Raw genomic sequence first — 14,932 nt, forward strand, 5'->3', positions numbered from 1 at the left:
CTTCCCGTTAAGTGTTTGCCGAACAGGCACGCGCTGCCCGCGCCGGGTGGAACGCACCCGGCGGGGCAGAACAAACTGCGTGATTCAGTATGTGATGATTATGCCTGGCTAGGCAGCAGCGCCGCAGGCAGCAGCGATGTCAGGTGACCGGCCGCCAAGAGTTGGCTGGCGGCTTCAATGTCGGGGGCGAAGAAACGATCCTTGTCGTAGAAACTGACATGCTCGCGCAGCAGACGGCGCGCCTGCTCCAGACCTTCCGAGGTCTTCAGGCCGTTGCGGAAATCCAGGCCCTGGCAGGCGGCCAGCCACTCGACCGCCAGAATACCGCGTACGTTGTCCGCCATGTTCCACAGGCGGCGGCCGGCGGCCGGCGCCATGGAAACGTGGTCCTCCTGGTTGGCGGAGGTCGGAATACTGTCGACGCTTGATGGATGCGCCAGCGCTTTGTTTTCGCTGGCCAGCGCTGCGGCGGTGACCTGAGCGATCATGAAGCCGGAGTTCACGCCGCCGTTCTCCACCAGGAACGGTGGCAGCTGCGACATGTGTTTGTCCATCATCAGCGAGATGCGGCGCTCGGACAGCGAACCGATTTCGGCGAATGCCAGCGCCAGGTTATCGGCGGCCATCGCCACCGGTTCGGCGTGGAAGTTGCCGCCGGACAGCACGTCGCCCTGTTCGGCGAACACCAACGGGTTATCGGAGACGGCGTTGGCTTCGATCTCCAGCACCTCGGCGGCCTGACGGATCTGCGTCAGGCAGGCGCCCATGACCTGCGGCTGGCAGCGCAGGGAGTAAGGATCCTGCACTTTTTCACAGTTGCGGTGCGAGTCGGAGACTTCGCTGCGCGCGCCGAGCAGGTGGCGGTAGGCGAGGGCGGCGTCGATCTGGCCGCGCTGGCCGCGCACCTCGTGGATACGCGCATCGAACGGGCTGCGAGAGCCCAGCGCCGCTTCCACCGTCAGGCTGCCCGCCACGGTGGCGGCCGCGAACAGATCTTCGGCATCGAACAGGCCGCGCAGCGCGAAGGCGGCGGAGACCTGGGTGCCGTTCAGCAATGCCAGGCCCTCTTTCGCCGCCAGCGTCAGCGGTTTCAGGCCGGCTTTGGCCAGCGCTTCGGTCGCCGGCAGCCATTGGCCCTGATGGCGTGCCTTACCTTCGCCCAGCAGCACCAGGCTCATGTGCGCCAGCGGCGCCAGGTCGCCGGAGGCGCCGACGGAGCCTTTCAGCGGAATATGCGGATAGACTTCGGCGTTGACCAGCGCGATCAGCGCTTGGATAACTTCCAGGCGAATGCCGGAGAAGCCGCGCGACAGGCTGTTGATCTTCAGCACCATGATCAGGCGCACCAGATTGTCGTCGGTCGGCTCGCCCACGCCGGCGGCGTGTGACAGCACGATCGAGCGCTGCAGATTTTCCAAATCGTCGCGGGCGATGCGCGTCGAAGCCAGCAGGCCAAATCCGGTGTTGATGCCGTATGTGGTGCGGTTTTCTTCAACGATGCGCTCTACGCAGGCCACGCTCTGCTGGATAGGGCCGTAGGCGTTGTCGTCCAGCGTCAGCGTCACCGGATGTTGATAGACGTCGCGTAGCTGGGCCAGCGTCAGTTTGCCCGGGCGAATAGTCAGCGCTTTCATGCTTTTTCTCCTTGGGTGGCGGCAACCATCGGCAGGTTCAGGCCTTGCTCGCGGGCGCAGTCGATAGCGATATCGTAGCCGGCGTCGGCGTGACGCATGACCCCGGTAGCCGGGTCATTGTGCAGCACGCGGGCGATGCGCTCGGCGGCCTCATCGGTGCCGTCGCAGACGATCACCATGCCGGAGTGTTGGGAGAAGCCCATGCCGACGCCGCCGCCGTGGTGCAGGGAAACCCAGGTGGCGCCGCTGGCGGTGTTCAGCAGGGCGTTCAGCAGCGGCCAGTCGGAGACCGCATCTGAGCCGTCTTTCATCGCTTCAGTTTCACGGTTCGGGCTGGAAACGGAGCCGGAATCCAGGTGGTCGCGGCCGATGACGATCGGGGCGGACAGTTCGCCGCGGCGCACCATCTCGTTGAACGCCAGGCCCAGCTTGGCGCGCTGGCCGAGGCCAACCCAGCAGATGCGCGCCGGCAGGCCCTGGAAGCTGATGCGCTCGCGCGCCATGTCCAGCCAGCGGTGCAGGTGCTCGTCATCCGGGATCAGCTCTTTCACCATGGCGTCGGTTTTGTAGATGTCCTGCGGATCGCCGGACAGCGCCGCCCAGCGGAACGGCCCGATGCCGCGGCAGAACAGCGGACGGATGTAGGCCGGCACGAAGCCTGGGAAGTCGAAGGCGTTGTCGACGCCGGTTTCTTTCGCCATCTGGCGAATGTTGTTGCCGTAGTCGAAGGTCGGCACGCCCATCTGCTGGAACGCCAGCATGGCTTTGACGTGATCGGCCATCGATTGCTTGGCGGCGGCGACCACTTTGGCCGGCTCGGTTTGCGCGCGCTGGCGATACTCTTCCCAGCTCCAGCCCTTCGGCAGGTAGCCGTTCAGCGGATCGTGGGCGCTGGTCTGGTCGGTGACCATGTCCGGGCGCACGCCGCGGCGCACCAGCTCAGGCAGGATTTCCGCCGCGTTGCCGCACAGAGCGATGGAGATGGCTTTGCCTTCTGCGGTGTATTTTTTGATGCGGGCCAGCGCGTCGTCCAGATCTTTGGCCTGCTCATCGACGTAGCGGGTTTTCAGACGGAAATCGATGCGGCTCTGCTGACATTCGATGTTCAGCGAGCAGGCGCCCGCCAGCGTCGCAGCCAGCGGTTGCGCGCCGCCCATGCCGCCCAGACCGGCGGTCAGCACCCAACGCCCCTGCAGACTGCCGTCGTAGTGCTGGCGGCCCGCTTCGACGAAGGTCTCATAGGTGCCCTGAACGATGCCCTGGCTGCCGATGTAGATCCAGCTGCCGGCGGTCATCTGGCCGTACATCGCCAGGCCTTTGGCGTCCAGCTCGTTGAAGTGTTCCCAGGTCGCCCAGTGCGGCACCAGGTTGGAGTTGGCGATCAGCACGCGCGGCGCGTTGCTGTGGGTTTTGAATACGCCGACCGGCTTGCCGGACTGCACCAGCAGGGTTTCGTCTTCTTCCAGCGTTTTCAGGGTTTCGACGATCTTGTCGTAACAATCCCAGTCGCGCGCGGCGCGGCCGATGCCGCCGTACACCACCAGCTCGTGTGGGTTCTCCGCAACTTCAGGATCGAGGTTGTTCATCAGCATGCGTAACGGCGCTTCGGTCAGCCAGCTTTTTGCGTTTAATTGTGTGCCGCGTGGCGCGCGTACATCGACATTGCGAACTTTGTTATTTGTAGTCACAGCATTTTCCTCAAACAGTATCGGTGCAGATTCCATGCCGCGGTGGGGATGAGTACCACGGCATAACAATGCGTAGGGCTTATTAACATATACTTGTATGTACAAGCATATGCAACACTGACCAGTTGCCGCTGAAAAGTGGCATAAGAAAAAGTTATTTTCTTTTTATATCAGGTTGATATGCGATTTTTTATCGCCGGTCTCAGATACGGAAAGCCGGAGAAAAGTGAGCTGTTCGGCAAAAATGAATTAAAATTGACTCATTTTTGGGCGGCTAGTCACAATATTTTTACAGACTGATTACAGTTGGCGGCGGAGGATAAACAAGCCCTATCACCGCAGGAAGAAAGCCCGTCGTGGGCGGGCTTGCCAGGCTCAGGCAGCCGGTTGCAGCATCGGCTTGCGGCTCATCTTGCACACCGTGGCGATGGCGGCGATCAGAGCCGGTACGCACAGGAACATCAGGATGCTCTGCACTTCCCACTGCATCGCCAGCAGTTGGGCGCCCATCATGGTGCCGGCGACGCCGCCGAAGCGGCCGATGCCCTGCATCCAGGCGATGCCGGTGGCGCGGCTGTGGGTCGGGTAGAAGGTGGCCGCCAGCGTTTGCAGCCCGGACTGCGCGCCGTTCATGGTGACGCCCATCAGGAAGATGAAGGCGCCCAGCAGCACGATCTGCTTGTCTTCGGTGGCCATCGCCACGATCAGCAGGGCGGTGACGACAAAGCCGCTCGAGACCACTTTGTGCGCATTCCAGCGGTCCATCAGCCAGCCGGCCACCAGGATGCCGAGCGTGCCGCCGAAGGTGAACAGCGAGGTGAGCATCGCCGATTGCTCCAGCTGATAGCCCAAGCCCTGCATCAGGATCGGCATCCAGCTCAGCAACACGTAGTAGATCACCAGCCCCATGAAGTAGGTCACCCACAGCATCAGCGTGCCGAGCAGGTAAGGGCGACTGAACAGCAGCCCGACGCTGGTCTTGGCCTGCGTCAGCTTCTCTTCATACAGGTAAAAACGCGTCACGCCGTCGAGGCTCTGGCTGACGAAGCGTTGCGCAATGCGTTTGATCTTCGCCGCATCCTGCCCGCGGTTGACCATATATTTGACCGATTCCGGCAGCAGCAGGATCAGCAACACCGTCAACGCCAGCGGCGCAATGGCGCCGAGCAACAGCACGCTGTGCCAGCCGTAGCTCGGGATCAGCCACGATGAAATGGCGCCGCCGCCGGCCGCGCCCAGCGGAAAGCCGCAATACATGGTATTGATCGCCAGCGAACGGCAGCGCTGCGGCGCGTATTCGGAGATCAGCGTGATAGCGTTGGGCATCGCCGCTCCCAGCCCGAGGCCGGTGAGGAAACGCCACAGCGTCAGGCTATTGAGCGAGCCGGCGTAGGCGGTGGCCAGGCTCGACAGGCCGAAGAACAGGCAGGAAAACACCAGCACGCGCTTGCGGCCGATGCGGTCGGAGATTGGCCCGGCTATCAGCGCGCCGAGCGACAGCCCCAACAGCGCGGCGCTCAGCACCGGCCCCAGATCCTGCTTCACGATGCCCCAGTCTTTGGCGACCGAGGGGGCGATATAGCCCATGGCGGCGGTATCGAAACCGTCGATGGCGAGGATCAGGAATCCGAGAATGATCAGTGTCCAGTGAAACAGCGAAAACTTGCTGTCGTCGATGGCCTGTTGAATGTTTAACTCGCTGGTGGAATGAGTCATGGCACCCTCTAAACGCAGATGTAGTCGTGATGAATAGTACGTGGCCGAAACTGATGCTCGGCTTGTGTTTGCTTGTATATACATCTGCGCGTCGGCGCTTTATGTCAAATATAATTATCTTATTTGTTAACTTCGTGTTGTTTTCTGTGGAGCAGGTTGCACCGTGGATGAAAGGCCTAAGACCGGTTAACAAATTAAATGAACGCCATTGGCGGTGAGATATGCTGGCGGCGGCGCGGAGGAAAAAATTTAATACAATTTTGGCCGTTTGGTCGCCGAGCCGGAATCTGCGATAATCGTTTTTTACTTTTCCAGATTGAGAAACCGATGCAGTACCCGATCAACGAGATGTTCCAAACCTTGCAGGGCGAAGGCTTTTTCACCGGCGTGCCGGCTATTTTCATCCGCCTGCAGGGCTGCCCGGTAGGGTGCAGCTGGTGCGACACCAAACATACCTGGGAAAAGGAAGCCCATCGGGAAGTCGACCTGCAACGGATCCTGGTCAAAACAGAAGAGAGCGACGCCTGGGGCAATGCCAGCGCCGAGCAGCTGCTGGCGGTGATGCGTCAGCAAGGCTACACCGCGCGTCATGTGGTGATCACCGGCGGCGAACCCTGCATCTACGATCTGGCGCCGCTGACCGAGCTGTTCGAACAGCACGGCTACCGTTGCCAGATTGAAACCAGCGGCACCCACGAAATTCGCTGTTCCGCCAACACCTGGGTGACGGTTTCGCCCAAGGTGAATATGCGCGGCGGCATGAAGGTGTTGGATCAGGCGCTGCGGCGCGCCGACGAGGTGAAGCATCCGGTGGCGCGCGAGCGCGACATCGAGGCGCTGGATGCGCTGCTGGCGACGTTGCAGGATGACAAGGCGCGCATTATCGCACTGCAGCCGATCAGCCAGAAAGAAGAGGCGACCCGTCTGTGTATTGAAACCTGTATCGCGCGCAATTGGCGGCTGTCGATGCAGACCCACAAGTATTTGAACATCGCCTAAAATCAGGGCGCCATTGCGGCGCCCTTTCTTTTAACCTTTATATACGCATCCCGCCGTACAGGTCTCTTTCACCATCACCGCCGTCAATTCCGGCAGCTGGGGCTTGAGCTGCTGCCAAATCCAGGCGGCGAGCACTTCGCTGGTGGGATTTTCCAATCCTGGAATATCGTTCAGATAATGGTGATCCAGCCGTTCCCAGATCGGGGAAAACACAGCCTTGAGCTCGGCGAAATCCATCACCCAACCGGTGTGGGGATCCACTTCACCGGTCACTTCCAGACGCACCATAAACGAATGCCCATGCAGACGGCCGCATTTATGGCCCTCCGGCACGTGCGGCAAGCGGTGTGCGGCTTCAAACTGAAAATCTTTAAACAGCGTGGTTGCCATTATTACGGCCTCATTGACTCAAAAACCGCCGCATAGTACCGGAAAGCGCGTCTGCTTGCCATTTATACCGTTATGGTCTACCGCCACGGCCAACGCGCCCGTTTAACACTTTTTTTGTTTGGTGTTTGCGGCACCTATCGGCTGGGGTTATGAGCCGAAATGTTGAACGGTGAAAAAACGATGAAAAAAAGCGCTTTAATTTCATCTGGATAAAAAACTTTGTTTAACGGTTTAAGCGTTATGCCTTACCAGAAAAACAGCTTAGTCATTTTGGTTATGATTTATTGCTATCCCTTATTTAATCGTTGCTATTCTGCTCGGTAACCTTACAAACTCTCCTGATCTTTTCCGCACACCCGACGCAGCGAAGAGACAGCGACTGACACTGGCGCGCGCCTGGCAGGAAAGGCGCTAAGTATAGGAAATAAGTACAGCAATGACGACTCAGGCTCCTCCAACATCTTTGCTCCCGCTGACGCCCGAACAGCTGGCGCGCCTGCAGGCGACGATCGGCGACTATTCGCCGACGCAGCTGGCGTGGCTGTCCGGTTATTTTTGGGGCATGGTCAATCAACAGCCCGGAGCCGTGGCCATTGCGCCTGTTGCCCCTGCGGCTGCCGCCGGCATCACCATCATTTCCGCTTCGCAGACCGGCAATGCGCGCCGCCTGGCGGAGCAGCTGCGCGACGATCTGCTGGCCGCCAATCTGAGCGCCACGCTGATCAGCGCCGGCGACTACAAGTTCAAGCAGATAGCTCAAGAGCGCCTGCTGGTGATCGTCGCCTCCACGCAAGGGGAAGGCGAGCCGGCGGAAGAAGCGGTGGCGCTGCATAAATTCCTGTTCTCGAAAAAGGCGCCGAAGCTGAATGATACCGCTTTTGCGGTGTTCGGGCTGGGCGACACCTCTTATGAGAATTTCTGCCAGTCTGGCAAGGATTTCGACGGCAAGCTGGCCGAGCTGGGCGCCGAGCGCCTGGTGGAGCGCGTGGACGCCGACGTGGAGTACCAGGAGCTGGCCGCCGCCTGGCGCAAACAGGTGGTGTCGGTGCTGAAGGCGCGCGCGCCGGCGGAAAGCGCCGCGCCGGGCGAGTTGGCCAGCGGCGCGGTCGATCTGATCGACAGCAGCCCGTACAGCAAGGAACAGCCGCTCACCGCCCAACTGGCGGTCAAGCAGAAAATTACCGGCCGCGCGTCGGATAAAGACGTGCGCCATATCGAGATCGATCTGGGCGACTCCGGCCTGCGCTATCAGCCGGGCGATGCGCTCGGCGTATGGTTCGATAACGATCCGGCGCTGGTGGACGAACTGGTGCAGCTGTTGTGGCTGAAAGGCGACGAGCCGGTCGAGGTGGAAGGGCAAACCCTGCCGCTGGCGCAGGCGCTGCGCAGCCATTTCGAGCTGACGCAGAACACCACGCCGATCGTCGATAAATACGCCGCGCTGTCGCGCGACGAAACGCTGATCGGCCTGCTGGCGGATAAAGCCGCGCTGCAGCAGTACGCGCACAACACGCCGATCGTCGACATGGTGCGCCAGGCGCCGGCGGATCTGAGCGCCGAACAGCTGGTCGGCCTGCTGCGCCCGCTGACGCCGCGCCTGTATTCCATCGCCTCTTCGCAGGCGGAGAACGAAAGCGAAGTACACATCACCGTGGGCGTGGTGCGTTACGACATCGACGGGCGCGCCCGCAGCGGCGGCGCCTCCGGCTTCCTGGCGGATCGTCTGGAGGAAGACGGCGACGTGCGGGTGTTTATCGAACACAACGATAACTTCCGCCTGCCGGCCAACCCGGAAACGCCGGTTATCATGATCGGCCCGGGCACCGGCATCGCGCCGTTCCGCGCCTTTATGCAGCAGCGCGACGCCGACGGCGCCGGCGGCAAAAACTGGCTGTTCTTCGGCAACCCGCACTTTACCGAAGATTTCCTGTATCAGGTCGAATGGCAGCGCTACGTGAAAGACGGCCTGCTCACCCGCATCGATCTGGCCTGGTCCCGAGACCAACAACATAAAATATACGTACAAGACAAACTGCGCGAACAGGGCGCGGAAGTGTGGCGCTGGATTCAGGAAGGCGCGCACATTTACGTCTGCGGCGATGCCAATCGCATGGCAAAAGACGTGGAAAACACATTACTGGAACTGGTGGCCGAGCACGGTGGCATGGATACCGAGCAGGCGGATGAATTTTTAAGTGAGCTGCGCCTTGAGCGCCGTTATCAGCGAGATGTTTACTGATGAGTGATAAACACCCCGGGCCTTTGGTAGTCGAAGGCAAACTGGCCGATGCGGAGCGCATGAAGAAGGAGAGTAACTTCTTGCGTGGCACCATCGCCGATGATTTGAACGACGGCCTGACCGGCGGCTTCAACGGCGACAACTTCCTGCTGATCCGTTTTCACGGCATGTACCAGCAGGATGACCGCGACATTCGCGCCGAACGCGCCGAGCAGAAGCTGGAGCCGCGCCACGCCATGATGCTGCGCTGTCGCCTGCCGGGTGGCATCATCAGCCCGCAGCAGTGGCTGGGCATCGACAAGTTCGCGCAGGAGAGCACGCTGTACGGCAGCATTCGCATCACCAACCGCCAAACGTTCCAGTTTCACGGCATTCTGAAAGGCAACGTCAAACCGGTGCACCAGCTGCTGAACCGCCTGGGGCTGGACGCGCTGGCGACCGCCAACGACGTGAACCGCAACGTGCTGTGCACCTCCAATCCGGTGGAGTCCGAGCTGCATCAGGAAGCCTACGAGTGGGCGAAGAAGATCTCCGAACACCTGCTGCCGCGCACCCGCGCCTACGCAGAGGTGTGGCTGGATCAGGAGAAGGTGGCCACCACCGACGAAGAGCCGATTCTGGGGCCGACCTACCTGCCGCGTAAATTTAAAACCACGGTGGTGATCCCGCCGCAGAACGACGTCGATCTGCACGCCAACGACATGAACTTTGTGGCGATCGCCGAAAACGGCAAGCTGGTGGGCTTCAACCTGCTGGTGGGCGGCGGGCTGTCCATTGAGCACGGCAACAAGAAAACCTACGCGCGCCAGGCCAGCGAGTTCGGCTACATTCCGCTCGAGCATACGCTGGCGGTGGCGGAAGCGGTGGTGACCACGCAGCGCGACTGGGGCAACCGTACCGATCGCAAGAACGCCAAAACCAAATACACGCTGGAGCGCGTTGGGGTGGACGTTTTCCGTGCCGAAGTGGAAAAGCGCGCCGGCATCACCTTTGCGCCGATCCGGCCGTATGAATTCACCGGCCGCGGCGATCGCATCGGTTGGGTGAAGGGCATCGACGATCAGTGGCATCTAACGCTGTTTATCGAGAACGGCCGCCTGCTGGACTATCCGGGGCGCCCGCTGAAGACTGGCATGGCGGAGATCGCCAAGATCCATAAAGGCGACTTCCGTCTGACGGCGAACCAAAACGTGATCATCGCCGGCGTGCCGGAAAGCGAGAAGACGAAGATCGAAGCCTTGGCGCGCGATCATGGCCTGATCGACGATCAGATCAGCGAGCAACGCAAAAACTCGATGGCCTGCGTGTCGTTCCCGACCTGCCCGCTGGCGATGGCGGAGGCCGAGCGCTTCCTGCCGCAGTTCGTCACCAAGGTGGAAGGGATCATGCATCGGCACGGGGTGGGCGACGAGCATATCGTGCTGCGCATCACCGGCTGCCCGAACGGCTGCGGCCGCGCGCTGCTGGCGGAGCTGGGGCTGGTGGGCAAGGCGGTCGGCCGCTATAACCTGCATTTGGGCGGCAACCGCGAAGGCACGCGCATTCCGCGCATGTACCGCGAGAACATCAACGAAGATGAGATCCTGAGCGAGATCGATCTGCTGGTGGGGCGCTGGGCGAAGGAGCGCAACGCTGGCGAAGGTTTCGGCGACTTCACCGTGCGCGCGGGCGTCGTCAAACCGGTGCTGGATCCGGCGCGAGATTTCTGGGAGTGAGGCCGGGCGGCCCCTGGGCAGAGGGGCCGCACAGATAATTTCAAGTATCAGGAGAGACAACATGGCTGAATTCGATCTGGCGGCGCTGAACGCGTTGCCCAAATCCGGGCAGGCGCTGGCATTGGCGGTGGTCAACGGCCAACTGGAGACCCTCAGCGCCGAACAGCGCGTTGAATGGGCGCTGGAGCATCTGCCCGGCGAGTTCGTACTCTCGTCCAGTTTCGGCATTCAGGCGGCGGTATGCCTGCACCTGGTGACGCGCATCCGGCCGGATATCCCGGTGATCCTGACCGACACCGGCTATCTGTTCCCGGAAACCTATCGCTTTATCGATCAACTGGCCGACCAGCTGAAGCTGAATCTGCAGGTGTTCCGCGCGGAGCAGTCTCCCGCCTGGCAAGAGGCGCGCTATGGCAAGCTGTGGGAGCAGGGCGTAGAAGGGATTGAAAAATACAACCAGATCAACAAGGTCGAGCCGATGAACCGCGCGCTGGAGACGCTGGGCGCGCAGAGCTGGTTCGCCGGCCTGCGGCGCGAGCAGTCCGGCAGCCGCGCCAATCTGCCGGTCCTGGCGGTGCAGCGTGGGGTGTTCAAGATCCTGCCGATCATCGACTGGGACAACCGCAAGATTTACCAGTATCTGACCGAACACGGGCTGAGTTATCACCCGCTGTGGGAGCAGGGCTACCTGTCGGTAGGTGATACACACACCACCCAGAAGTGGGAGCCGGGCATGAGCGAGGAAGAGACGCGTTTCTTCGGCCTGAAGCGCGAGTGTGGCCTGCACGAAGGCTAAACGGCGTGATTGACATGACAGGGCTCAGCAATGCTGGGCCCTGTTTTTTTGCGGGCTACTTTTTCTTCTGTGCTTTCGGCGGGTGCGCCTGCGCCAGCTCTTTGATCAGCGGTAGCAGGATCTGCACGCTGTCGCGGCTGCGTTTGTCGATCCGCCCCGGCAGGTAGCGATCCAGATACTGCAGATTGTCATACTGCGGACGGTGCCAGGTGATGCCCTGCGGGAAGTGCGGGCTGACGGCGCGCTGCTGGTAGCCATCTTTGTCGCCCAGCGACCAGTTGGTGGCCTCCACCGACAGCACCGGGATGCCCGCGGCGTCGAACACCTCTTGATCGGAGCAGCAGCCGGTGCCCTGCGGATGCTGTGCGCTGCCCGGATTGGTGGCGGCGGCGATGCCGTAGCGGTGGGCGATATCCAGCGCGCGATCGCGGGAACGCTTCGCCATTTGCGGCGGCGTATTGCGCCCGGCGTTGAAATACAGACGATCGCCGGTGATCAGGCTGTCGAGGTTGATCACCAGCACGGTGTTGCTTTTCTCTTCCGCGCTCATGCGTTGCAGGTAGTTCTGCGCCCCCAGTGAACCGATCTCTTCGGCGCTGGTGGCGACGAAGCGCAGGCCGTAGGCAGTGGGGATGTTCTTCAGGCGTTCCGCCAGTTCCAGCATCACACCGATGCCGGAGGCGTTGTCGTCGACGCCCTGCAGCGTCAAGCCGCCGAGGTTGTTATCCAGATCCTCGTCGCTCTGCGGCGTATAGGTGTCGAAGTGGGCGACGACCACGATCTGTTTTGGGTTGTCGCCGTTGCGGGCGGCGATCACCGAGCTGGCGGTGACGTTGTTCCAGTTCTTCTTGCCGTCTTTGCTGGTGTAGAGATAGCGCGTATTGACGCTGCGAATGTCGCTTTGGTAACCCATCTTGCTGAATTGCTGCTTCAGGTAGTCGGCGGTGAGCAATTCGGCCGGGCTGCCCGCCATGCGGCCGGGGAAGTAAGTGGCGATGTGGCGGGTCTGTTCGGCGGCGAAACGGCCCATTGGCGCGTCTTTTACGGGCTGTGCGGCACAAACGCTGAAGACGCCGCCGAGTGCGAGGGCCAGCAGGCTGGTCTTCAGGTAAAAACGGGAAAACATACCGAAAAATCCTTCTTTGCTATCGGCGCTGCCGATCATTTTTCTTCGGCACCCAGTATGAGACGCCGGACGGCATTACACAATTTCCCTGTCTCTTAATTTTCGCGCGAACGCGCAAACCGCCGCCGTGAGTATTACCGTTTGCCTCCTGCGTTGCGGCCTATATTCCATAAAGGAACTAATCATTCCTTTTCGTCATTTCAGAGGCTAAATCTCAGCCCGTATAGTCACACTATCTTTCTGTTATATGAAAAGGCTGTTGTGGACTATCTACCAATATTCGCCGACCTGAAACAACGCCCGGTGCTGGTCGTTGGCGGTGGTGACGTGGCGGCGCGCAAAGTCTCCCTGCTTCAGCGCGTCGGGGCTGAAATACGGATAGTTGCGCAGTCGCTCTCACCGGAACTGGAACAACAACGTCAGCAAGGGCGGGTGCTCTGGCTGGGGAAAACCTTTGATCCGCAGCAGTTGGACGACGTGTTTCTGGCGATCGCCGCCACGGACGACAACGCGCTGAACGCCGCGGTGTTCGCCGAGGCGGATAAACGCCGGGTGTTAGCCAACGTGGTGGACGATCAGCCGCGCTGCTCGTTCATCTTCCCGTCGATCATCGATCGCTCGCCGCTGGTGGTGGCCGTATCGTCCAGCGGCCAGGCGCCGGTGCTGGCGCGACTGCTGCGCGAAAAGCTGGAGGCGTTATTGCCCGCCAGTTTGGGGCAGATGGCGCAGGTCGCGGGCCGCTGGCGCGGCCAGGTCAAACAGCGGTTGGCTTCGATCGGCGAACGTCGCCGTTTCTGGGAGAAAACCTTCGGCGGCCGTTTCGCCACGCTGGTGGCCAACGGCCAGACGGCGCAGGCGGAACGGCAGCTGGAGCAGGATTTACACCGCTTCGCCGCAGGCGATGAAGGCGCACAGGGCGAGATCGCCCTGGTGGGCGCCGGGCCGGGCGACGTGGGGTTGTTGACCCTACGCGGGCTGCAGGTGATGCAGCAGGCGGACGTGGTGCTGTATGACCATCTGGTCAGCGGCGAGATCCTCGATCTGGTGCGGCGCGACGCCGAGCGCATCTGCGTGGGCAAGCGCGCCGGCGCGCACTCGGTGATCCAGGAAGAGACCAACCGGCTGCTGGTGGAGCTGGCGCAGCAGGGCAAACGGGTGGTGCGCCTCAAGGGCGGCGATCCGTTCATCTTTGGCCGCGGCGGCGAAGAGCTGCAGGTGGCCGCCGCCGCCGGCATTCCGTTCCAGGTGGTGCCGGGCGTCACGGCCGCCGCGGGGGCGACCGCCTACGCCGGCATTCCGCTGACGCATCGCGATCACGCGCAGAGCGTGACCTTTATCACCGGCCACTGCCGCCCGGACGGCGATGGCCTGGACTGGGCCGATCTGGCCCGGGCGCGGCAAACGCTGGCTATCTACATGGGCACCATGAAGGCGGCGGACATCAGCCAACGCCTGATCGCCCACGGCCGCGACGCTGCGACGCCGGTGGCGGTGATCAGCCGCGGCACGCGCGCCGATCAGCAGGTGCAGATCGGCACGCTGGAACAACTGGAACACCTGGCCCAACGGGCGCCGTTGCCGGCGCTGTTGGTGATCGGCGAGGTGGTGGAACTGCACCACCAAATCGCCTGGTTCGGGCATCAATCGCAGACGGAAGGGGCCGCGCGCCCGGCCGTCGTGAATTTGGCATAGGCAAGGCTTTTAAGGACCTGTTATGGACGAAAAACGACTCACTCATTTGCGGCAATTGGAGGCGGAGAGTATCCATATCATCCGTGAAGTCGCCGCTGAATTCGCCAACCCGGTGATGCTGTATTCCATCGGCAAGGACTCTTCCGTGATGCTGCATTTGGCGCGCAAGGCGTTCTTCCCCGGCACGCTGCCGTTCCCGCTGCTGCACGTCGATACCGGCTGGAAATTCCGCGAAATGTACGAATTCCGCGATCGCACCGCGAAGGAGTACGGCTTCGAGCTGCTGGTGCATAAAAACCCGGAAGGGGTGGCGATGGGCATCAACCCGTTCGTGCACGGCAGCGCCAAGCATACCGACATCATGAAGACCGAGGGCCTGAAGCAGGCGTTGAACAAGTACGGTTTTGACGCCGCCTTCGGCGGTGCGCGGCGCGATGAGGAGAAATCGCGCGCCAAAGAGCGCATCTACTCGTTCCGCGATCGCTTCCACCGCTGGGATCCGAAAAATCAGCGGCCGGAGCTGTGGCACAACTACAACGGCCAGATCAACAAAGGGGAGAGCATCCGCGTCTTCCCGCTGTCGAACTGGACCGAGCTGGATATCTGGCAGTACATCTTCCTGGAAAAGATCGACATCGTGCCACTGTACCTGGCGAAACCGCGCCCGGTGGTGGAGCGCGACGGCATGCTGATGATGGTGGACGACGATCGCATCGATCTGCAGCCGGGTGAAGTGATCAGCCAGCGCATGGTGCGTTTCCGCACCCTGGGGTGCTGGCCGCTGACCGGCGCGGTGGACTCGCAGGCGCAAACCCTGCCGGAGATTATCGAAGAGATGCTGGTCTCCACCACCAGCGAACGCCAGGGGCGGATGATCGATCGCGATCAGTCCGGCTCGATGGAGCTGAAAAAGCGTCAAGGGTATTTCTAAGGAGCC

11 protein-coding genes are annotated in these 14,932 nt (G+C 61.5%); 6 read left to right on the top strand and 5 right to left on the bottom strand.

The window, feature by feature from the left end; translation table 11 throughout:
- Nucleotides 1-98 precede the first annotated feature (98 nt).
- The 3 genes from hutH to AC2CGI_RS15360 form a co-directional block, all read right to left on the bottom strand.
- Nucleotides 99-1,634 (bottom strand): histidine ammonia-lyase, encoded by a 1,536-nt coding sequence (gene hutH, locus AC2CGI_RS15350; protein ID WP_015376676.1) that lies wholly within the window; start codon nucleotides 1,632-1,634, stop codon nucleotides 99-101.
- Nucleotides 1,631-3,322 (bottom strand): urocanate hydratase, encoded by a 1,692-nt coding sequence (gene hutU / locus AC2CGI_RS15355; protein WP_015376677.1) that lies wholly within the window; start codon nucleotides 3,320-3,322, stop codon nucleotides 1,631-1,633. Before hutU ends, hutH begins: the two co-directional genes overlap by 4 nt.
- A gap of 375 nt (nucleotides 3,323-3,697) precedes the next feature.
- Nucleotides 3,698-5,038: an MFS transporter gene (locus AC2CGI_RS15360; protein ID WP_015376678.1), complete on the bottom strand. Its 1,341-nt coding sequence runs from the start codon at nucleotides 5,036-5,038 to the stop codon at nucleotides 3,698-3,700.
- Nucleotides 5,039-5,365: 327 nt separating this feature from the next.
- On the opposite strand from AC2CGI_RS15360, the gene queE reads away from it, so the two are divergent.
- Nucleotides 5,366-6,037, top strand: coding sequence for a 7-carboxy-7-deazaguanine synthase QueE (gene queE / locus AC2CGI_RS15365; RefSeq protein ID WP_004932641.1), 672 nt, complete (start codon nucleotides 5,366-5,368; stop codon nucleotides 6,035-6,037).
- Nucleotides 6,038-6,067: 30 nt separating this feature from the next.
- On the opposite strand, the gene queD is transcribed toward queE, so the two are convergent.
- Entirely contained in the window at nucleotides 6,068-6,427 is a 360-nt protein-coding gene (gene queD / locus AC2CGI_RS15370) for a 6-carboxytetrahydropterin synthase QueD (RefSeq protein ID WP_004932638.1), read from the bottom strand.
- A 436-nt stretch (nucleotides 6,428-6,863) separates the two neighbouring features.
- Here queD and cysJ point away from each other — a divergent pair, with 436 nt between their 5' ends.
- The 3 genes from cysJ to AC2CGI_RS15385 all read left to right on the top strand — a co-directional run bounded on the left by cysJ (nucleotide 6,864) and on the right by AC2CGI_RS15385 (nucleotide 11,177).
- On the top strand, nucleotides 6,864-8,666 hold the full coding sequence (gene cysJ / locus AC2CGI_RS15375; RefSeq protein WP_076740947.1) for an NADPH-dependent assimilatory sulfite reductase flavoprotein subunit: 1,803 nt from the start codon (nucleotides 6,864-6,866) through the stop codon (nucleotides 8,664-8,666).
- Nucleotides 8,666-10,381: an assimilatory sulfite reductase (NADPH) hemoprotein subunit gene (gene cysI / locus AC2CGI_RS15380; RefSeq protein ID WP_044029664.1), complete on the top strand. Its 1,716-nt coding sequence runs from the start codon at nucleotides 8,666-8,668 to the stop codon at nucleotides 10,379-10,381. The genes cysJ and cysI overlap by 1 nt, the downstream gene beginning before the upstream one ends.
- 61 nt (nucleotides 10,382-10,442) lie before the next feature.
- Nucleotides 10,443-11,177 carry a phosphoadenylyl-sulfate reductase gene (locus AC2CGI_RS15385; RefSeq protein WP_015376681.1) on the top strand — a complete coding sequence of 245 codons (735 nt, stop codon included), beginning with the start codon at nucleotides 10,443-10,445 and terminating at the stop codon, nucleotides 11,175-11,177.
- A 55-nt stretch (nucleotides 11,178-11,232) separates the two neighbouring features.
- Here the strand turns inward: AC2CGI_RS15385 and AC2CGI_RS15390 are convergent, their stop codons facing one another.
- Nucleotides 11,233-12,303: an aminopeptidase gene (locus AC2CGI_RS15390; protein WP_076740960.1), complete on the bottom strand. Its 1,071-nt coding sequence runs from the start codon at nucleotides 12,301-12,303 to the stop codon at nucleotides 11,233-11,235.
- Nucleotides 12,304-12,564: 261 nt separating this feature from the next.
- Between AC2CGI_RS15390 and cysG the strand changes: the two genes are divergently transcribed.
- A complete protein-coding gene (gene cysG / locus AC2CGI_RS15395) occupies nucleotides 12,565-13,995 on the top strand; it encodes a siroheme synthase CysG (RefSeq protein WP_076740948.1) in 1,431 nt (476 codons plus the stop codon).
- A 22-nt stretch (nucleotides 13,996-14,017) separates the two neighbouring features.
- Nucleotides 14,018-14,926 carry a sulfate adenylyltransferase subunit CysD gene (cysD, locus tag AC2CGI_RS15400; protein ID WP_004932620.1) on the top strand — a complete coding sequence of 303 codons (909 nt, stop codon included), beginning with the start codon at nucleotides 14,018-14,020 and terminating at the stop codon, nucleotides 14,924-14,926.
- The last annotated feature ends 6 nt before the right edge of the window (nucleotides 14,927-14,932 follow it).

The organism is Serratia sp. LSHTC3 (assembly GCF_057197125.1).

Bases quoted from the DNA above. Each gene is read 5' to 3' on its own strand.
- AC2CGI_RS15360 (WP_015376678.1), bottom strand. From the start codon at position 5,038: ATGACTCATTCCACCAGCGAGTTAAACATTCAACAGGCCATCGACGAC.
- hutH (WP_015376676.1), bottom strand. From the start codon at position 1,634: ATGAAAGCGCTGACTATTCGCCCGGGCAAACTGACGCTGGCCCAGCTA.
- cysJ (WP_076740947.1), top strand. From the start codon at position 6,864: ATGACGACTCAGGCTCCTCCAACATCTTTGCTCCCGCTGACGCCCGAA.
- queE (WP_004932641.1), top strand. From the start codon at position 5,366: ATGCAGTACCCGATCAACGAGATGTTCCAAACCTTGCAGGGCGAAGGC.
- AC2CGI_RS15390 (WP_076740960.1), bottom strand. From the start codon at position 12,303: ATGTTTTCCCGTTTTTACCTGAAGACCAGCCTGCTGGCCCTCGCACTC.
- AC2CGI_RS15385 (WP_015376681.1), top strand. From the start codon at position 10,443: ATGGCTGAATTCGATCTGGCGGCGCTGAACGCGTTGCCCAAATCCGGG.
- cysD (WP_004932620.1), top strand. From the start codon at position 14,018: ATGGACGAAAAACGACTCACTCATTTGCGGCAATTGGAGGCGGAGAGT.
- cysI (WP_044029664.1), top strand. From the start codon at position 8,666: ATGAGTGATAAACACCCCGGGCCTTTGGTAGTCGAAGGCAAACTGGCC.
- queD (WP_004932638.1), bottom strand. From the start codon at position 6,427: ATGGCAACCACGCTGTTTAAAGATTTTCAGTTTGAAGCCGCACACCGC.